Origin of the sequence: Bacillus luti (assembly GCF_009739945.1) — a bacterium.
In the GTDB taxonomy this organism is placed as follows: domain Bacteria; phylum Bacillota; class Bacilli; order Bacillales; family Bacillaceae_G; genus Bacillus_A; species Bacillus_A luti.
Genome location: NZ_CP040336.1, coordinates 1,279,745 through 1,297,995, shown reverse-complemented (window position 1 = coordinate 1,297,995; position 18,251 = coordinate 1,279,745). Strand labels below are relative to the sequence as shown.

Below are 18,251 nucleotides of genomic sequence, written 5' to 3'. Positions count from 1 at the left end.
ATTTCACTATAATTAAGGCAAACGTTTTCGTTACTCACCTTAATGTGTTTGTCGAAAATTGTATAACTTTGCAATAGTTATTATACATAACTATTGTAAGCGATTCAATGATTTTTTCTAACGTTTTCATTTTAGACAAGAATATATGTCTTTTTACACATGCTCCACTTTCACTAATCGTTGCAAGTGCATCGTTAAGTATATACTCTCTGCTTCATATACAGGCAGTCGTAATTCTTTTTGCATGACCTTAACTAGCTTCCAAGCTAAATTATAACAGATTGGATATTCTGCTTTTAATAAATCTGCAAAACTTTGTGACTCCTCTACCTTTTCCCCTTTTTTCACTCGTTCAATAGCATATTGCAAATGACGAATAAGGCGTAAATAATGAATACTTTCTTGATCTAATGTAATTTGTAAGTTTGTCTCAATTAAAGATACAAGCTGTGCAATGAGACGAGAGTTTTGATTAACTGAAGATAAATCTGAATTTGTAAGTGAACTGTAAATATGAAGTGCAATAAAACCAATTTCTCCTTCTGGCAATGTAATTTGCAAACGAGAATTTAAAAGGTCTACAACACCTTCAGCGATTTCATATTCCTCTGGATATAGCATTTTCGTTTCAACTAAAAAAGGATTATCAATTGTGAGTCCTTGTTTTAACCGCTTAATCGCAAAAGAAATATGATCTGTTAAAGCGATGTGAATATGTTCATTTAATGGCGACTTTGCCTTTTCTTGAATATAAAACATAATGTCGTTCATTAGTTCAATTAATTTTTCACTCACATGCGGTACTAACAATTTATATTGTTCACGATCACGTTCATTTTTTAAAACAAACATTTTTTCAATTTGTTCTTGCTCCAATAGATCTTTCGCTTTTTTCCCAAAGCCAATCCCTTTACCAATCACCACTACTTCCTCGTGTTCGGGATGGCTAGCAATGATAACATTGTTATTTAAAACTTTTTTAATTTCTAGATAATTACTCATATAACACCACCCTCGTACTTAAATAGCCTGCTTTTATGTTACAGAACATTCTTATTTGTCGTCAATGTAAAACATCTACCATTTAATAAAAATTCATTTTTTAGACATGTTTGTACATGATGCGTATAATGTAAGGGCAACTGTACATAGAAAGGAGACCGCAATATGATAAAAATGTTTGTGAGTGATATCGATGGTACAATGATGCAACACGGAGGGCTAATTGACGAGCAAGATATCGTTGCACTTCGTAGTCTAGCTGAGCAAAATGTGATTCTTTGTTTCGCTTCTGGCCGACTTGATAATGAAATTGCAAATTTAATGCAAGCTGTAAATACAAATTTCCATCGCATTAGTGTAAATGGTGTTTTCGTATATACGTACGAAAATAAGCAACTATTATCTGCAACATTCGATTCGAGTATTTTACCTGATTTGCTAGCAATGACAAATGAAGATCCTTATTTCCGTTATGTAAGTGATGAGCATAATTATTACATTGAAGAAAAAACACCGTTTATTCATGAACTTGAACAACAAGTAACTATGACTTCTGTTGAAGAACCTAATTTATTACAGAAAATAGATGATACAATTTTTCCAAATAAAATTTCTGTTGGAGGAACAAAAGAAAGCTTACAACTCCTTCAGAAAAAGATTGATGAAAAATTCCATGGAAAAGTTAGTACGTTCATTTCCGCAGAACAATGTTTAGATGTAATGCCACCAAATATTAGTAAAGGTTCTGCTATTTCTGTTTTATTAAAAGAATTTCAATTACAACCAGAGGAAGTTGCTTGCATAGGCGATTCTTATAATGATATTCCAATGTTTTCTTTAACTCCTCACAGTTTTGCTATGTCTCAAGCAGATGACGCAGTAAAAAAACACGCTCACTATGTAGTAGATGCGGTTAAAGATGCCGTTAACCACGTGATTGCTCATAATAAAAATACGACTCACTCCTTATAAGGATGAGTCGTATTTTTATTTCTTTACATGTTTAACAATTTTAAATTTACTGTACTTCACAAACTGAAATATATTATTTGTTACGTGCGATGTTTGTAATAAATTTATAACGATCCCCACGATAAATACATTTCACATACTCTAACGGTATCTCACCTTCTGAATATGACCATTGACGCATTACAAGTACAGGCGCCTTTTTAGGAATATGCAGATGTTCTGCTTCACTATCCGTTGCAATTGAAGCTTCAATTGATTGAGTAGCGCTAACAAGCTTAAAGCCCAGTTTTTTCTCTAAATGTTCATATAAAGATTGTTGCAATATTTCTTCGTTAATATCCTTTACAAGAGCTGGCGACAAATATGTCGTCTCAAAAGCAATCGGCTCATCATCAGCTAAGCGAATACGCCTTACTTCATAAACCGATTCTCCCTCCTGTATTCTAAGCCGGTCTGCTATTTTCGCAGTAGCTGGAACTAGGCGGAAACTAAGTAATTGACTACTTGGGTTCATCCCGCGAGAAATCATATCTTCTGTGAATCCCGTCATTCCTTGCAATTTTTGCTCTACTTTCGGAAGTTGGACAAACGTTCCAATTCCACGCTTCCGATATAAATAGCCTTGTTCCACTAAATTATTAATCGCCTGTCTGATTGTCATACGACTCACTTCGAACTTATCACAAAGTTCATTCTCAGATGGGATTTTATCTCCCGGCTTCCATTCGCCGTCCTCAATTAGCTGTTTCACCCACTCTTGAATCTGATAATAGATCGGAAATGGTGAATACTTGTCGATGTTCATCAGCAATCGCCTCACTGCATAAAGATAGAGCTTCTTGATCAGCAATTACGGTTACATTCGGATGACGTTGTAAAACTGTAGCAGGACACGCTTCATTATATTCGCCTTGTAATAACTCTTTAACAGCTTCCGCCTTTTTAGAACCCATAGCAACAAGTAGAATTTGTTTCGCTTTCATAATACTTCCGATTCCCATTGTAATCGCATGAGTTGGCACATCTTCTTCTTTTTCGAAGAAACGAAGGTTTGCTTGGCGTGTAGATTCTGTTAATTCAACAATGTTCGTTGGAGAATTAAACGATGTTCCTGGCTCGTTAAATCCGATGTGACCGTTTTCACCGATTCCAAGAATCTGTAGGTCAACTGGGTTAGCAGCTAGAATGCTCTCGTAACGTTTGCACTCTTCCTCTAAATCACTTGCCATCCCGTTTGGTACATAAGTTTGTTTAAATGGAAGATGATCAAACAACTGTTCTTGCATGAAATAGTGATAGCTGTTTTTATCTTCATGTGGTAAATTTACGTACTCATCTAAGTTTACAGTGGTTGTATGGCTTGTATCAAGTTTATTTTTTCGCATTTCTGCATAAATACCTAATGGAGAGCTTCCTGTAGCCATTCCTAATGTTGGATTTTCTTTTGTTTTTACAACTTCTTCAATTAATTTATAACCTGCTTCTGCTAATTCTTCTGGAGTTTTTACAACAAGAATATTCATTTAATTACTTCCCTTCCTTCATATGAATTCCTAAACGAACCGTATCATATACATGTAAATCTTCATTCATCACAACAAAGTCTGCATCTTTTCCTACCGCTAATGCACCTTTATTATTTAATCCAAACTCTTCTGCTTGGTTCACTGATGTCATCAGTACTGCATCTTCGATTGAACAACCTGTAAATTCAATTACATTTCGGAAAGCTTGATCCATTTTTAGAATACTACCAGCTAACGTTCCATCTTCTAATCGAGCACTACCATCTTTTACATGTACTGGCTGTCCGCCAAGCTCATATAATCCATCTTCAAGACCTTTCGCACGCATTGCGTCAGTAATAACACTTACTTTTTTCGGTCCTTTTAATTTATATGCTAATTTCACCATATCAGGGTGAATGTGAATACCATCTGTAATTACTTCAACCATTACATCTGGATTTAATAACACATGACCAACAACTCCTGGTTCACGGTGATGTAATCCACGCATTTGATTGTATAAATGCGTTGCATGTGTAATGTTTCTATTTTTTAGTTGCGCATCAATTGCATCTGTATGGCCCATTGTGCCAACAACACCCGTTTCAGCAAGATACTGTTCAAACTCTAATGCGCCTTCTTCTTCTGGTGCGTACGTTACTAATTTAATTAGATTCCCGCTTGCTTCCTGCCATTGTTTAAATTGTTCAATATCCGCAGGAACAATATGTTCAAGTGGTTGTGCACCTGCACGTTTTTTTGAAACATATGGGCCTTCTAAGTGAATATATTCGAAATGTGCTCCTTTTTCTTTCGCTTCCTTCGCAGCACTTAACGCCGCTTCGATCGCCTCTGGAGCTTGTGTCATTGTTGTTGGGAAGTAAGTTGTAACTCCTTCTTTTAACATTTCTTTACCTAGAGTTACTAACCCATCGCTATTTGCATCCATCGCATCAATATCGTATCCACCGTGAATATGAACATCAATCATACCTGGAATAACAATCTTCCCTGTAGCATCAAAAACAGTTTCATTTTCTTGTGGTACGTACTGAGCCATCAAACCAATTTCTTTAATTGTTTCTGCGTAACGAATAAATCCGTTTTCCACTACTTCTTGACCTGTATAAATCTTGGCATTGATGACAACTTGCGTTTTCATTTTCATCGATCCTTTCCCATTAAATACCTACTTGTTATTATTACCTTATTCGCCTAATTCCATCTTAATATATGCACGAGTAGTTGTCTATACATTCTAAAGAAATTTCCTCTTTGTTTACCAAAAAAGGAAACTTCTTTTGTGTCTCACAATTATAATATATGTTATTCATTTTTTCCAAAAAGGGGCAATATCCACCATTAATATTAATTACTTAAGTAAAGGCATTAATCCACTAGAGCCTATTGTAATATGTTCACCGTCAGTTTCCATTTCTACTGTACGTTTATTTGTTCCATATATCATTATACCATGCTGTCTTAATCGTCTTACTACACTTTGGTGTGGATGTCCATACGGATTACTGCTCCCATATGAAAGAATAGCGAACTGTGGTTCTACTTTTTTTATAAACATTTCACTTGTTGAAGTATATGAGCCATGATGTCCCACCTTTAACACATCTGCATGTACATCAAATTGCTTTAATATTTCATGTTCCGTCCGCACATCTGCATCACCCATTAATAAAAAATCTGCTTTTCCATATCGTACCTTTAACACGATGGAAGATTCATTATTTTCATCTTTTGATGTCCCATTGTTTAATACTTGTATGGAAACATGCGGATCTAGCGGTATGTATTGTCCTTCTTTTACTGATACAAATGGTATTCCTCTTTTTTTAATATGATTCCGATACGTATGATAAGTAAAAGAGCTATATGTTTTTCCACTATCTAATATTAGTGCAACTGGCATTTGTTCTAGAATCGGAATCAAGCCACCTATATGGTCCATATCAGGATGTGTACTGACAATAACATCTAAATGATTAATCCCTTTCTCAATTAATTTTTGAATAATGACCTCTCCTGCTTCATAAGGTCCACCGTCTATTAATAGCGTTTGTCCATTCGGCAAAGTGATAAGTGTTGCATCCCCTTGCCCAACTTTTAAAAAACTCACTTTCATTTTACCGAGATGCTGCCGCTGCATATGTAAAGGAGACGCAGCATGAATAGACATCATATATCTTTTAGCCGATGCACTATTTAAAGAAAAGCATAACAAAACTGCAACTAATATTAAAACACTTCGCATACCTCTCATAATCCGTCTCCTTTTTTCACTTAGTATGGCACGGGATATAATTGATATACAAAAAAAGCTTAGCAAAATGCTAAGCTTTTATTTTGATATTTCTTGTAAAGAACCGAAGAATAAATCCGCTTCATTCGTTTGCTCGTTTTCTTCAGAAAGCGATGGTAAATCATCTAATGTTTTCAATCCGAATGTGTCCAAAAATTCTTTCGTCGTTCCATATAAAATAGGGCGCCCAGGACCTTCCGCTCTTCCTGTTTCTTTTATAAGTAAGTGTGAGACTAACGTTTGTAACGCCTTATCAGTTTTTACCCCTCTAATCTCTTCCATTTCAGTCCTTGTAATCGGTTGGCGATATGCAACAATCGCTAACGTTTCAAGTGCAGCTTGAGAGAGTGAAGCAGCTGTTGGAATATCTATTAATTTTTGATAATACGAAGCATGTTCTTTCTTTGTTGCAAAACGATATACTTTTGCATACTGTACAATTTGCAAACCACGATGTGACTCTTCACAGTCCTTTTGCATCTCTTCTAAAGTATCAATTACTTCTCTCATTTCAATCTCAAGAACTTTCGCTATTTGTTCTGGATAAATCCCTTCATCACCTGAAACAAATAAAAGCCCTTCAATAATTGATTTCTGTTCTTTTCTATCCATTTTACAAGCTCCTTTCTCCTGGTTTCCATAAAAATACACATCAAAAAACCGAATCACAGTCAATGCGTTCGGTTCAATATTTCTTTTCTTGTTCCAAACGATACATTAAAGCGTAACATGAGATAAAATGTTTCCACCTTATTTTTCTATACCAACTCTATACGGATTTATTAGAGCTTGATACGAAAATTTCATCAAAATTATGTTCTTGCTCAATTATGATTTGTTGATTTTTCATAAGCTCCAGAACCGCTAAAAATGTTACAACCATTATTTCACGTTCATCATCAGCAAACAAATCATAAAAACTTTGACGACCACCTTGTATTTCTAACTGCTTTAAAATATCAGTCATTCGCTGTTCAATTGGTATTTCTTGACGAGTTATACGTGTCGTTACAGGGTTTTTCGCTTTTTTACGGCGCATTAGTTTTTGAAATGCCGCTAGCATATCATATAACGTAACATCAAGAGGCAAGCTTGTCTCCTCTTCTTGTTGCAACGATGTAAAATCAATTGGCGGACGTGTATATAGCTGTGCTCTTTCTTGTTCTCTTTCTTTTAACTCAGTAGCAACTTGCTTATATTTCTTATATTCAATTAACCTCTCCATCAATTCTTGACGAGGATCATCTATAAAGTCATCACCGTTATCAAGTACATCTTCTTCATGTTTCGGCAACAACATTTTACTTTTAATTTGTAATAACGTTGCAGCCATTACTAAATACTCACTTGCAACATCTAATTGTAGTTCCTTCATCGTATGAACATATGATAAATATTGCTCTGTAATTTCCGCTACAGGAATATTATATATATCAATTTCATAACGATGTATTAAATGTAACAATAAATCTAAAGGCCCTTCAAAAGCCTCTACTTTAAAATTATACTGCACAAAGCATCCCACCACATTTTTTCTATAACAACATAAGTATAGAGCATACTCATGTTCTATCCAACCTTTTTAAGAAATTTAATTGAAAATAGACCTATGCCTATGTCATCATGCCCATCGCTTCATATGATAACAGTGTAGTAAGAACAATGTAGGAGGTCAAAAAACTATGGGTCACGTTGATTGCGGTTTTAGCGGTGGGTTCGCATTACTTGTTGTATTGTTTATTTTACTAATTATTGTAGGAGCAGCTTGCTTCTGCTAATATGAACAATAACGGCTAGGGAAATCCCCTAGCCGTTTATTGTTAGTATTTCTATGATACACTTGTATTTATAACCGTTAGACAGGGGCGAAAAAAATGTATCCTACTGAATACATACAATTTTTAATTCATTTTCACGGAGATTATGATTATTTTGAATGCCATGAAATACTGGAAGAGTATTGGAAAATAAAACCTAGAGGAAATCGTGATCATTACTTAGTTGGTCTCATTCAAATTGCAGTTTCCTTATACCATCAAAGACGCTCTAACTGGAATGGTTCCACAAAGATGATGAAAAGTGCAATCACAATTTTAGAAAAAAACAGTGCACCTTTACAACGTTTAGGAATCAATCAGACACAACTTTTATCCTTACTCAATGAAAGAGTACAATCTATACAAAAAAAAGAAAGTTTTACACCGTTATTTTTACCTTTATCGGACACATCATTAGAAAAGGAATGCATGCAATTATGTCAGCAACAAAACCTTCCTTGGAAAGATGTGAACTCTACTCCTAGTGAATATATCATTCATAAGCATACATTGCGTGATCGAACAGAAGTCATTACTGAACGAAACGAACAATTACAAAAAAGAAAGCAGAGATAATAAAATACTTATCTCTGCTTTCACGAATGTATATTTTGTTCAAGCCCTTTACACTTTTCGCAAAAACTTGCTGTTTGCTCGTTTCCGCAAATTGTAAACTCAAGAAATTTACTCTTTAACTCTTGAACCATCTTCGTCCCAAGCCCCATATGACGGTGAGACGGGTTCACACTCAAATGCTGAATTTCTAGTACTTGATTCTCTTTTTTTACAATCCCCATTATCCCAACAAAATCTTCATTTTGTTTCCACAAATACAATTGCCAATCATCCTTTGCTTCATACTCTTTCATAGTCAATTGTAATGTTTTCACATCTTTTTCTGTTGGCATAAATGAGAGAAGCCCCATTGCAATCTTTTCATAACTTTTTTTAAAACGAATTAACATAACCCTTATCCCTTCTTACAAAAGTTACAAACTATTAATCCCCTCAACCACTCTTTTCATATCACATTCATTTTACAATATTTTCAACAGAGTGAGAAGTGCTTAAAACAACTTGATAATCATACAAAGTGAAAAGAAGAAAGTCAAATATATGTTTCAGTACTATTTCTTTCTAAATAAATTAAAAAAAGAGACAATGTTCTATGAAAGTTAAAAGAAACATCCACTACTTATTACCGCTTCATTACTATTCACCTTAGAGCAGAGTAATTCTAGCAAAATTTATATAACAAAAAATATTTATTGGAACATATAATCTAAAGTATTCTATGTAATTTGTTAAAAGTTTGTTCTCATAAGTAATATATTTTAACAACAATAACAGTACTACTTGTATCATGTAACGCAATGGAAATACCCATTCCTATTTTAAAAATAAAAAAGAGAGCAAAAGCTCTCTTTTCCCATAACTTATTCTTCCCAAACTTTAACTTCTTTCATTACATCGCCTTGACGCATGTTTAATACTGTTTCAATACCGCTTGTCGCTTTACCGAATACAGTATGCACACCATCTAAATGCGGCTGTGGCTCATGAACAACAAAGAATTGGCTACCACCTGTGTTACGGCCAGCATGAGCCATAGAAAGTGATCCTACAAGGTGTCTATGAGGATTTCCATCAGTTTCACATGGGATAGAGTAACCTGGGCCACCTGCACCTGTGCCTGTTGGGTCTCCACCTTGGCTTACGAAACCAGGAATAACGCGGTGGAATGTCACACCGTCATAAAATCCTTGCTCTGCTAATTTTTTAAAGTTTTCTACTGTTTTTGGCGCTTCCTCCGGGAAGAATTCTAAATCGATTTTTTCGCCATTTTCCATTAATATGTATCCTAAAGTTTTCATACGTATATGTCTCCTTTCAACTATCTCAGCATTATATTACCACATTCATGACTAGAAACAAAAAGAATCCGACAATCTACACCGTTCTTTTTTGAAATGTGGCAAAAGCTAGGTGACAAATAAGAAATATATACTATAATAACTGTGTTGCCCGAAAATTTCAGAAAGAGAAAGGGAGCGATTTTTCGTGAAAACGAAATTACTAGCTCTGCTATTAGCTGTTACGGTATTTATGATGCCTACAGCTTCATTTGCAGACATCATTGAGGGAGAATCAATTGTTACACTAGGAGAAAACTTATCTGAACAACAAAAACAAGATCTGTTAAAAGAAATGAAAGCACCAAAAGATGCTACAATCATTACTGTGTCTAATGCGGAAGAACATAAATTTCTAGATGGAATTGTTCCAAAAGCACAAATTGGTACGCGAGCAATTTCCTCTTCTATGATTACATACACAAAGCCAGGATCTGGCCTTATTGTACGTTCGAAAAACATTAATTCAATAACAGATGCAATGTACACAAATGCACTTATTACAGCAGGTGTGAAAGATGCAGAGATTCAAATTACTGCGCCATTTAAAGTTTCGGGAACTGCTGCTTTAACAGGGTTAATGAAGGCTTATGAGACGACATCAAATAAAGAAATTCCTGAGGAAGTAAAAAAAGTAGCCAACGAAGAAATGGTGCAAACAGCCCAACTCGGCGATAAAATCGGCGAAGAAAAAGCAGTTCAACTTGTTGCAAAAATTAAAGAAGAAATTGCAAAAGAACAGCCAAAAACAACAGAAGACTTACGTTCATTAATTAAAAAAATTGCTGATCAACTTGGCATTACATTAACGGATGAACAACTAGATAACTTAGTAACGTTATTTGATAAAATGAAAAATCTTAATATCGATTGGAATCAAGTTGGCAGTCAATTAAATAAAGCAAAAGAACACGTTTCTGCCTTTTTAGGATCTGAAGAAGGTCAAGGCTTCCTAGATAAAGTGAAAGATTTCTTCGCTAGTATTATTGATTTTGTTAAATCTTTATTCAAATAAAAAAAGAAGCTCGCCGCTGACGAGCTTCTTTTTTTATACAAGTAATGGTAATTTCATAACCGCTTCTTCAACCGAACGAACAACATGACTCGCTTTCCCCTTCACATACGGGTGAGCATGATGAAGGCTAAAAGAGTGCGGGGTTACTTCAAACATAGAAATGTCATTAAAAGAATCTCCAATACATGCAACTTCATTCGCTTCAATTTGTAAATGTTCCATTAGTCGCTTGAGGGCACTTCCCTTACTTACGCCCCTTGGCATAATATCAACATAGCGTTTACCTGATATAAAGACCTCTGCTTCGCCATGAAAAGTATCCCGTAACTCTTGATCTAACGCTATAATTTTTTCTTCTTCCCCAAATACAAATAATTTCGCTGGATGTACTGTTTTCCCAAATTCATCTTCTAACTGTTCTATCTCAGCAATATGCACACCCATATACGCTTCAAAAGAATGATGATTTTCATTCTTTCTTTTTGTATATCGCTGCTCATTTGCACAAACAATATCCGCTAGCCCCTTTTTATGTATATATCGATATATTTCCTGGGCAACCTGCTCTTCAAAACTCGACTCATGAAATACGGTTCCATCTGGCAGTAACATTGTTGCCCCATTTAAACCAGTTGTGTAGTATGGGAATGCAAACCTTTTTACGACTTCTTCAATTCTGTGCGTAAAACGACCAGAGGCAAAACAAATATTTGTCCCTTTTTCGGCTAACCAACAAATTGCCCGTTCATCTTCTTTTTGCATATGATTCACCTTGTAAACGAGCGTATCATCTAAATCACTTACAAATAATTTAATCATGTCCTCTTCCCCTTCCATACACAATGTCTACTCTAAGTGTACACAAAAAATGTTTGATTTTTGTTAAAAAACAATAAATTTTCGATAAAAAAATAAACGGGTGTATAATCCCGTTTATTTTTGTCTTTTTACATTTTGAGGTTTTACAATACTTGGTCGTACTTTTAAACTAGACATCGTTGGACGGAGTAAAATTTTTGTTAATGCGCCCCAATCAAATGGTAAAAATGGCCATAAATACGGTGTTTGTAAACTTTTTATAGACGTTAAGAATAAAATCAATATAGTCATTCCGACTACAAATCCCATTTCATGAAATATGCCTGTCAAAATAATTACAAATAGTTTTCCAATCTTATTACCAAGCCCTAGCTCATAACTTGGTGTTGCATATGCTCCAATCATAGAAACTGCTACGTACAAAATAACTTCTGGTACAAACAAACCTACATCAATTGCAATTTGACCAATTAATATGGCAGAAATTAATCCTGCTGCAGACGACAATGATGTTGGTGTATGAATGGCAGCCATCCTTAAAAATTCAAGTCCGATTTCGGCCATCAAAATTTGTAATAAAATTGGTAAATGCGTCATCTTGTTTGGCCCAATGAAAGCAAGACTTTCCGGTAAAAGAGTTGGATCAAAAACAAAAACTAACCAAAATGGTAGTAAGAACAGCGAAAATATAACACCTAAAAAACGTACCCAACGTAAAAATGTACCTACAGCTGGATTTTGTCTAAACTCTTCCGCATGCTGTAAATGGTGGAAATATGTTGTTGGAGTGATCATAGCACTTGGTGACGTGTCAACGAGTACTAATACATGTCCTTCTAGTAGATGATTCGCTGCTACATCTGGTCTTTCTGTATATCGAATAAGCGGGAATGGATTATAACCTTGTTTAACGACAAATTCCTCTACCGTTTTATCCGCCATCGTAATCCCATCTATTTCAATACTAGTTAATTCTTGTTTTATTATCTTAACTAAATCTGGATTTGCAACATCTTGTACATATGTAATACAAATATCCGTTTGTGATCTATCCCCTACTCGAACCATTTCATTTCGGAGACGTGGGTCGCGTATTCTTCTACGAATTAACGCTGTATTTACAACGATATTTTCAACAAATCCATCCCTTGCACCACGTACTACCTTTTCTGTATCTGGTTCTGTCGGCGTCCGGCCAGGATAACTACGAACATCTATTGCGAACGCTTCCGTTTCACCTTCCACAAATATAATAATGAGTCCCGATAATACTTGGAGCATTACTTCATCCATCGTTTTCACTTTACTTACTTGCTGATGAATTAAACGATTCTCTAAAAGCTTCACTGTATCTTCTTCTACATCTCTTATTTCATTTGTATCCACTGCTTCTTCTAAAATAGGGATAATATAATTTGTATCACAAAGTCCGTTTACAAATAACACACCAATTTCTTTATTTAAAATTTGAAATTTACGAATACCAACATCGTATGTAACACCTAATCCAACCGTCTGCTTTAAATAATTTTCATTATCGCTTATGAAAGTTGAGATAGGTATATTCACTTTTTTAGGCTTCGTCATAAAACCCACTCCTTTCCAAAATTAATTGAATTGCTTTTTTAGTAATAGGTGATCCTCTTTCCCATTCATCATTACCACACATCTTGCCAATATCCCCAACACCAACAATGACAGGCACATTTAAATCATCTAAACAATAAATCGTATCTCCGCTAATCCTGCCAACCTCACCATCTGGTAAACCAAATTTATCAACACCGTATTCCGTTAAATTCCCGTCTCTATCCACACTTACATCTACTCGCGCCCATTCCCAATGATGTGTATTAGACGCTACTGCTAATATACCCAGCACATCAATTTGTTTATGTGTTGCTACATATTTTAAAGCTTTTTCACCAGAACCTTCTCCAATAAATCCACTGTCATCAAACATGACAAATACAGGGTCATATGGCGTTTGCATAATAAGCTCAACAACTTTCTTCCCTGTCAATTTGGTTGGATTGCTTTGCGATGCTGAAATACACCTTCCCCCAAATTCTTTTGTTAACAGCTCAATTGTCCGCTTTGCATATTCATCTCCATCTGTAACCAAAACAACCCTTCGTCTCATTTGATTTTATCCTTTCGGTTTACATATAAGTGCTACAAAAAATGAAAATAATATCGCTGCGGAAATGCCCGCAGACGTTAAACTAAACATGCCAATACCAATTCCTAAATAACCGTGTTTCTCTGCCGCATGCATCGCTCCGTGCAATAGTGAATGACCAAAGCTTGTAATAGGAACTGTTGCCCCAGCACCCGCAAACTTTATAAGCTTATCGTACAATCCAAATCCATCTAAAATCGCTCCGATAACTACAAAGGTTGCCATTAAATGCGCTGGGGTTAACTTTGCGAAATCTAACAATATTTGTCCAATTACACAAATAGCGCCACCTACAAGAAATGCATATATAAAATCCACATTTCACTCTCCTTTCACTCTTTCAAATACGACACCATGTGCAATTGTCGGAATCGTTTCTTTCTGCTGCATCATCATCGGACTTAATAGCGCACCGGTTGCAACGACAAAAATTCGTTGTAAATTCCCTTTTTGCATCTCTCGTAATAAATGACCATATGTGACAACAGCTGAACAAGCACAGCCACTACCACCCGCAAATACTTCTTCTTGACCGGAATCATAAATCATTAATCCACAATCAGTGTATATATGCCCAAGTTCGTAACCTTCTTCCAATAATAGTTGCTTCGCGAGTGGGGTTCCAACACCTGATAAATCACCTGTAACAATCAAATCGTAGTCAGCTGCACTCCTCCCCAAATCTTCAAAATGCTGTTGAATTGTATGAGCAGCAGCTGGCGCCATCGCCGATCCCATATCTAAAGGATTCGCTATTCCTAAATCCTGTACTTTCCCAATCGTAGCTGCCGTAATTTTAATGGCACTTTTTTCTTTGCTAATTAATATGGATCCCGCACCTGTAACAGTTGAATTTGCTGTTCCCGGCTTTTGTCCCCCGTACTCTGTTGGATAACGAAATTGCCTTTCAGCCGTTGCATTATGACTGCTTACTGTAGCTAAGACACGATTGGCAAATCCACCGTCTATAAAAGCTGATCCGACCGCTAAAGTTTCCATTGACGTTGCACAAGCGCTAAACATTCCTAAAAAAGGGATGCCAAACTCCCGAGCAACATAATTTGCTGTCACTGTTTGATTTAATAAATCACCAGCTAAAAAGAAATCAATTTCCGATGTTTTTATATTCCCTTTTTGCACTGCTTGTTGAATTGAATCTGACATTAATCTTCGTTCAGCAAGTTCCCAGTTTTCTTCTCCACAATGTAAATCATCATATGAAATGTCAAAATCCTTTCCAAGAGGGCCTTCAGCTTCTTTCGGACCGACAGCAGTACCGGTTGCATTCACATAAATATCATTTTGAAATACCCACGTTTGTTTCCCGGTCAACCTCATATTCGCCCCTCCTTTAAGACATAAAAATGTTAAAAGTGTACCTTATTAATCCGATAATATATGCTCCAACGACGCCAAACACGATAACACTTCCAGCAAGCTTAAACATGTTTGTAGCAATCCCTAGAACAATGCCCTCACTCTTATGTTCTAGCGCAGCACTCGCCATAGAATTCGCAAATCCAGTAACTGGAACTGCCGATCCTGCTCCAGCAAATTGACCGATTTTATCATATACACCACATCCTGTTAAAATCGCTGATAATAAAACAAGAGTTGCAACTGTCGGATTTCCTGCCTCTTGTTCACTAAAGTGAAAATAATGTATATAAAATTTCATCAATACTTCTCCGACTGTACAAATGAGCCCCCCTACAAGAAATGCCTTCACACAATTTAGCAAATAGTTTGGTTTTGGATGATACTCTTTCACTTTATTTATGTAATCATCTTTCAATTTTCGCGTTGTCATTAATATGCCTCCTACTTTACGAAATAAATCCAGTGAAACAATGAGCCTATTACTTTTCCAAGTACAAGAGCAACGAGTAAAATAACGATTTTCCCCTCTACCCCAACTCGTTTCGCTAAAATAGGTAAAACATTTAATACTTCTGTTAATGCTGCAGCAAGCATTCCAATGAATGTGCCACAAAATAATCCTAATATTACAAGCCAATATTGCGATGTTTGAAATGTAATGTTTTTCAAACTACACCAAGCCCCTGTTAAAGTACCCGAAATGACGGCCCACTCAAAATATTGAATATGTTTTCCACTTCTCGTTAGTTGAGCTAAACGAGGGATTATACCAAGTACAGCCAAAAAGGCAACATACCCGCTCCCTACTGCAATCCCGCCAGCTAAACCAATTAATATAACAAACCCACATTCAATCATCAGCAAGCTGTTTCGTGTTATCCTTGTTTTCGTTCACAATTACATATTGATCAAGCGCTTGTTGATATTGAAACATCTCGACTTCTAACGGACTCGGCTCTTCATTAATTCGCTTTTGAAATACATGATTAAAAAATAAAACCATACCTAATCCAAGGCCAACTGAATATGGAACTTGAAATAATAGTGGTTGCTCCTTAAACTCTCCAGTAATCATGTAATATAACCGTTGATGTACTTGCTGCATACTTACATCCTCATGGAAATAAATGATTGCAAGAGCTGCTCCAATAAAAAGTAATAACCATACAAGTCCAAAGAAGACTGGGTGCACTTTCTTTTTTTCATAAATAATTTCAACAAGAGTTTGTCCAGAACCGAGTAAATTAATTTGTATGTGAGCCGCTTTTCGCCTAATGATCTCAATTATCTTCATAACATCAATTACAACATGCGTCTTATCATGTGCTGTTATTTTGTAAACAATCTCATTTTGTAACGCTTCAACTACGAAAGCATCTCCAGCAAGCTGAGCAACATCACCTAGCTTCACTTCATACGAAGGAGAAACTTTTAAGCGGTTGCGCATTTTAATATATATAGTTCTTTCCAATCTACATTCACCTCTTCACTCTTCCTCGTAGTTGTAGTATGGTTATTGGATTTTTTTCTCATACAATTTTTCATAAAAAAACATCTGTACCGTTTCGGTACAGATGTTTTTTAACTTATGCCTTTTTCTTGAATAAATTTGCGATACTTAATGCAAGCCCTCCCCAAATGATTACAATACCAATGACCATCATCATAATCGCTGATCCACTCATTATGAAACACCTCGATCTTTCCATTCTTTTTCAAGCTTAGCAGAATCCGAATGTATTTGTGCATTCCATTTCTTTAGACTAATGATTAGCGCAACGATAAGGAACGCTGCTGCAATTGACCAACCATATGTTACGACGAACTCTGTTGGATAATCTCCATAGTTCTTTTTAATATTTTGGATTATACCATCAATTAACATGTATCCTAACATAAGCGGAGTAATAACGAGTAAACTCACTCTCCAAAACGTCCCTAACTTTATATCAGATACGAAGTTTGCGTGATTTTGATAAACCGGTAAACGGCGTAGAAACAGTCCGATTGTCACTACTTCCACAAGTGCTATTGAAATCAATCCAAAATTGTTAGCGAAATAATCTACAACATCTAGGAACATAAGTCCACCACGTGTTGCAAAAACAAGAGAAACTAACACAAGAAGTGTTCCCATAATTCCAATCGTCTTTTGACGACTTAAGCTGAATTTTTCAGATACAGCAGCAAAGCATACTTCTGCAAGTGAAATGAGTGATGTAATTCCAGCAACAGTTAAAGATAAGAAAAATAATACGCCAAATAACGACGACATCGGTAACTCATTTATAATTTGCGGGAATACGACAAATGCAAGACCTACACCAGCACTTGCAACTTTATCAACTGGTACCCCCATATTGTTCGCCATAAATCCAAGAGCTGCAAAAACACCAATACCTGCTAATAATTCGAATCCTGAATTTGCAAATCCTGTAATAAAAGCATTATTTGTTGTATCTGAGTTTTTTGGTAAATAACTAGAATATGTAATCATAATTCCAAATGCTAACGATAAACTAAAGAAAATTTGACCGTAAGCAGCAAGCCATACTTTCCCATCAAAAATACGACTCCAATCCGGTTTAAAGAATGCATCTAAACCTTGCATCGCACCTTCCATCGTCACTGCACGAACAACGATAATCAGGAACATCACAACTAGTAAGGGAATAAAAATACGGTTAACGACTTCGATTCCTTTTTTAACTCCTTTAAATGCAACACCAAGCACAATAATCCAAACGAGCGCTAGTGGAATTAATACTTCTGGTACAAGCCCTCCAAATTGTCCTGGTTTATCCGCAACATGTAAATATTCTTTAAATAAAAATGCTTCCGTGTCTTTCCCCCATGCGCCAGTAATTGCAAAGTATGTATAGGAAATAGACCAAGCAATAATTACAGCATAATATGTTGATACGATAAACGTTACACACATTTGCCACCAACCAATAAATTCAGCACGTGGATGAATGCGGAAGAATGTAAGTGGCGCCGAACCACGATGACGATGCCCGAGAGTAAATTCAAATGCTAACAATGAAATACCAGTCGTTAATAATGCGAATAAGTACGGTAAAAAGAATGCGCCTCCTCCGTTTTCATATGCTGTATAAGGAAAACGCCATATGTTCCCTAATCCAACGGCAGATCCGACCGCTGCGAAAATAAATCCAGCCCTCGTTCCCCATTGTTGCCTCGTTTCCATGTTTCCTTCCCCCTTTGTGACAAGTTCATACTTGGATTATATTTTAAATTTACTAAATTATCAATAAATTCTGTCAATTTTTTAGAAATAGTTGTAATCTTATCCTTTTCATGACAAT

General features: G+C 35.8%; 23 protein-coding genes. 4 read left to right on the top strand and 19 right to left on the bottom strand.

All coding sequences use genetic code 11. From position 1 onward, the window contains the following. Window positions 1–153 precede the first annotated feature (153 nt). Entirely contained in the window at window positions 154–1,002 is an 849-nt protein-coding gene (gene glcT / locus EUC40_RS06805) for a glucose PTS transporter transcription antiterminator GlcT (protein ID WP_156574195.1), read from the bottom strand. Window positions 1,003–1,167: 165 nt separating this feature from the next. On the opposite strand from glcT, the gene EUC40_RS06800 reads away from it, so the two are divergent. Then, on the top strand, window positions 1,168–1,974 hold the full coding sequence (locus EUC40_RS06800) for a Cof-type HAD-IIB family hydrolase (RefSeq protein ID WP_071713119.1): 807 nt from the start codon (window positions 1,168–1,170) through the stop codon (window positions 1,972–1,974). 73 nt (window positions 1,975–2,047) lie between these two features. Here the strand turns inward: EUC40_RS06800 and EUC40_RS06795 are convergent, their stop codons facing one another. The 6 genes from EUC40_RS06795 to scpA form a co-directional block, all read right to left on the bottom strand. After that, window positions 2,048–2,779: a GntR family transcriptional regulator gene (locus EUC40_RS06795; protein ID WP_071713118.1), complete on the bottom strand. Its 732-nt coding sequence runs from the start codon at window positions 2,777–2,779 to the stop codon at window positions 2,048–2,050. Further along, window positions 2,709–3,497: a glucosamine-6-phosphate deaminase gene (gene nagB / locus EUC40_RS06790; RefSeq protein ID WP_001024203.1), complete on the bottom strand. Its 789-nt coding sequence runs from the start codon at window positions 3,495–3,497 to the stop codon at window positions 2,709–2,711. Before nagB ends, EUC40_RS06795 begins: the two co-directional genes overlap by 71 nt. A gap of 4 nt (window positions 3,498–3,501) precedes the next feature. Then, on the bottom strand, window positions 3,502–4,644 hold the full coding sequence (nagA, locus tag EUC40_RS06785) for an N-acetylglucosamine-6-phosphate deacetylase (RefSeq protein WP_071713170.1): 1,143 nt from the start codon (window positions 4,642–4,644) through the stop codon (window positions 3,502–3,504). 210 nt (window positions 4,645–4,854) lie between these two features. Beyond that, on the bottom strand, window positions 4,855–5,757 hold the full coding sequence (locus EUC40_RS06780; RefSeq protein ID WP_156574193.1) for a ComEC/Rec2 family competence protein: 903 nt from the start codon (window positions 5,755–5,757) through the stop codon (window positions 4,855–4,857). A gap of 78 nt (window positions 5,758–5,835) precedes the next feature. Next, a complete protein-coding gene (gene scpB, locus EUC40_RS06775; protein ID WP_156574190.1) occupies window positions 5,836–6,408 on the bottom strand; it encodes a segregation/condensation protein ScpB in 573 nt (190 codons plus the stop codon). 157 nt (window positions 6,409–6,565) lie between these two features. Next, window positions 6,566–7,309, bottom strand: a complete 744-nt coding sequence (scpA, locus tag EUC40_RS06770; protein WP_001199763.1) for a segregation/condensation protein A — start codon at window positions 7,307–7,309, stop codon at window positions 6,566–6,568. 169 nt (window positions 7,310–7,478) lie between these two features. Here scpA and EUC40_RS06765 point away from each other — a divergent pair, with 169 nt between their 5' ends. Continuing rightward, window positions 7,479–7,574, top strand: a complete 96-nt coding sequence (locus EUC40_RS06765) for a YjcZ family sporulation protein (RefSeq protein WP_000510194.1) — start codon at window positions 7,479–7,481, stop codon at window positions 7,572–7,574. Window positions 7,575–7,670: 96 nt separating this feature from the next. Continuing rightward, a complete protein-coding gene (locus tag EUC40_RS06760) occupies window positions 7,671–8,189 on the top strand; it encodes a DUF309 domain-containing protein (protein WP_156574188.1) in 519 nt (172 codons plus the stop codon). A 20-nt stretch (window positions 8,190–8,209) separates the two neighbouring features. Here EUC40_RS06760 and ribT read toward each other — a convergent pair whose 3' ends face one another. After that, window positions 8,210–8,578, bottom strand: coding sequence for a GNAT family N-acetyltransferase RibT (ribT, locus tag EUC40_RS06755; RefSeq protein WP_000908402.1), 369 nt, complete (start codon window positions 8,576–8,578; stop codon window positions 8,210–8,212). 471 nt (window positions 8,579–9,049) lie between these two features. Continuing rightward, complete coding sequence (locus tag EUC40_RS06750) at window positions 9,050–9,487, bottom strand: peptidylprolyl isomerase (RefSeq protein WP_000853785.1); 438 nt, start codon at window positions 9,485–9,487, stop codon at window positions 9,050–9,052. A 187-nt stretch (window positions 9,488–9,674) separates the two neighbouring features. On the opposite strand from EUC40_RS06750, the gene EUC40_RS06745 reads away from it, so the two are divergent. Further along, window positions 9,675–10,541 carry a DUF1002 domain-containing protein gene (locus tag EUC40_RS06745; protein WP_071713116.1) on the top strand — a complete coding sequence of 289 codons (867 nt, stop codon included), beginning with the start codon at window positions 9,675–9,677 and terminating at the stop codon, window positions 10,539–10,541. A 33-nt stretch (window positions 10,542–10,574) separates the two neighbouring features. On the opposite strand, the gene EUC40_RS06740 is transcribed toward EUC40_RS06745, so the two are convergent. The 10 genes from EUC40_RS06740 to EUC40_RS06695 form a co-directional block, all read right to left on the bottom strand. Beyond that, window positions 10,575–11,378, bottom strand: a complete 804-nt coding sequence (locus tag EUC40_RS06740) for an HAD family hydrolase (protein ID WP_071713115.1) — start codon at window positions 11,376–11,378, stop codon at window positions 10,575–10,577. Window positions 11,379–11,474: 96 nt separating this feature from the next. Continuing rightward, window positions 11,475–12,947, bottom strand: a complete 1,473-nt coding sequence (gene spoVAF / locus EUC40_RS06735) for a spore germination protein SpoVAF (RefSeq protein ID WP_000165605.1) — start codon at window positions 12,945–12,947, stop codon at window positions 11,475–11,477. Next, window positions 12,934–13,503, bottom strand: coding sequence for a stage V sporulation protein SpoVABEA (gene spoVAEA / locus EUC40_RS06730; RefSeq protein ID WP_033665248.1), 570 nt, complete (start codon window positions 13,501–13,503; stop codon window positions 12,934–12,936). Before spoVAEA ends, spoVAF begins: the two co-directional genes overlap by 14 nt. A 6-nt stretch (window positions 13,504–13,509) precedes the next feature. Then, window positions 13,510–13,860, bottom strand: a complete 351-nt coding sequence (gene spoVAE, locus EUC40_RS06725; protein WP_000345906.1) for a stage V sporulation protein AE — start codon at window positions 13,858–13,860, stop codon at window positions 13,510–13,512. 3 nt (window positions 13,861–13,863) lie between these two features. Then, window positions 13,864–14,880 (bottom strand): stage V sporulation protein AD, encoded by a 1,017-nt coding sequence (gene spoVAD, locus EUC40_RS06720; RefSeq protein WP_156574186.1) that lies wholly within the window; start codon window positions 14,878–14,880, stop codon window positions 13,864–13,866. A gap of 13 nt (window positions 14,881–14,893) precedes the next feature. Next, window positions 14,894–15,352 (bottom strand): stage V sporulation protein AC, encoded by a 459-nt coding sequence (spoVAC, locus tag EUC40_RS06715; RefSeq protein ID WP_071713112.1) that lies wholly within the window; start codon window positions 15,350–15,352, stop codon window positions 14,894–14,896. A gap of 11 nt (window positions 15,353–15,363) precedes the next feature. Further along, complete coding sequence (gene spoVAB / locus EUC40_RS06710) at window positions 15,364–15,780, bottom strand: stage V sporulation protein SpoVAB (RefSeq protein ID WP_071713111.1); 417 nt, start codon at window positions 15,778–15,780, stop codon at window positions 15,364–15,366. Continuing rightward, entirely contained in the window at window positions 15,773–16,369 is a 597-nt protein-coding gene (locus EUC40_RS06705) for a stage V sporulation protein AA (RefSeq protein WP_244322198.1), read from the bottom strand. Before EUC40_RS06705 ends, spoVAB begins: the two co-directional genes overlap by 8 nt. A gap of 139 nt (window positions 16,370–16,508) precedes the next feature. Then, a complete protein-coding gene (locus EUC40_RS06700) occupies window positions 16,509–16,607 on the bottom strand; it encodes a methionine/alanine import family NSS transporter small subunit (protein WP_071713109.1) in 99 nt (32 codons plus the stop codon). Next, window positions 16,607–18,133 carry a sodium-dependent transporter gene (locus EUC40_RS06695; RefSeq protein WP_156574182.1) on the bottom strand — a complete coding sequence of 509 codons (1,527 nt, stop codon included), beginning with the start codon at window positions 18,131–18,133 and terminating at the stop codon, window positions 16,607–16,609. Before EUC40_RS06695 ends, EUC40_RS06700 begins: the two co-directional genes overlap by 1 nt. Window positions 18,134–18,251: the final 118 nt, after the last annotated feature.

Coding starts and splice junctions, on each gene's coding strand:
- ribT (WP_000908402.1), bottom strand. CDS start 8,578: ATGTTAATTCGTTTTAAAAAAAGTTATGAAAAGATTGCAATGGGGCTT.
- EUC40_RS06700 (WP_071713109.1), bottom strand. CDS start 16,607: ATGAGTGGATCAGCGATTATGATGATGGTCATTGGTATTGTAATCATT.
- spoVAC (WP_071713112.1), bottom strand. CDS start 15,352: ATGACAACGCGAAAATTGAAAGATGATTACATAAATAAAGTGAAAGAG.
- nagA (WP_071713170.1), bottom strand. CDS start 4,644: ATGAAAACGCAAGTTGTCATCAATGCCAAGATTTATACAGGTCAAGAA.
- spoVAF (WP_000165605.1), bottom strand. CDS start 12,947: ATGACGAAGCCTAAAAAAGTGAATATACCTATCTCAACTTTCATAAGC.
- EUC40_RS06760 (WP_156574188.1), top strand. CDS start 7,671: ATGTATCCTACTGAATACATACAATTTTTAATTCATTTTCACGGAGAT.
- EUC40_RS06765 (WP_000510194.1), top strand. CDS start 7,479: ATGGGTCACGTTGATTGCGGTTTTAGCGGTGGGTTCGCATTACTTGTT.
- glcT (WP_156574195.1), bottom strand. CDS start 1,002: ATGAGTAATTATCTAGAAATTAAAAAAGTTTTAAATAACAATGTTATC.
- EUC40_RS06795 (WP_071713118.1), bottom strand. CDS start 2,779: ATGAACATCGACAAGTATTCACCATTTCCGATCTATTATCAGATTCAA.
- EUC40_RS06695 (WP_156574182.1), bottom strand. CDS start 18,133: ATGGAAACGAGGCAACAATGGGGAACGAGGGCTGGATTTATTTTCGCA.
- scpB (WP_156574190.1), bottom strand. CDS start 6,408: ATGGATAGAAAAGAACAGAAATCAATTATTGAAGGGCTTTTATTTGTT.
- spoVAB (WP_071713111.1), bottom strand. CDS start 15,780: ATGATTGAATGTGGGTTTGTTATATTAATTGGTTTAGCTGGCGGGATT.
- spoVAEA (WP_033665248.1), bottom strand. CDS start 13,503: ATGAGACGAAGGGTTGTTTTGGTTACAGATGGAGATGAATATGCAAAG.
- EUC40_RS06750 (WP_000853785.1), bottom strand. CDS start 9,487: ATGAAAACTTTAGGATACATATTAATGGAAAATGGCGAAAAAATCGAT.
- EUC40_RS06740 (WP_071713115.1), bottom strand. CDS start 11,378: ATGGAAGGGGAAGAGGACATGATTAAATTATTTGTAAGTGATTTAGAT.
- EUC40_RS06705 (WP_244322198.1), bottom strand. CDS start 16,369: ATGCGCAACCGCTTAAAAGTTTCTCCTTCGTATGAAGTGAAGCTAGGT.
- EUC40_RS06800 (WP_071713119.1), top strand. CDS start 1,168: ATGATAAAAATGTTTGTGAGTGATATCGATGGTACAATGATGCAACAC.
- nagB (WP_001024203.1), bottom strand. CDS start 3,497: ATGAATATTCTTGTTGTAAAAACTCCAGAAGAATTAGCAGAAGCAGGT.
- EUC40_RS06780 (WP_156574193.1), bottom strand. CDS start 5,757: ATGAGAGGTATGCGAAGTGTTTTAATATTAGTTGCAGTTTTGTTATGC.
- spoVAD (WP_156574186.1), bottom strand. CDS start 14,880: ATGAGGTTGACCGGGAAACAAACGTGGGTATTTCAAAATGATATTTAT.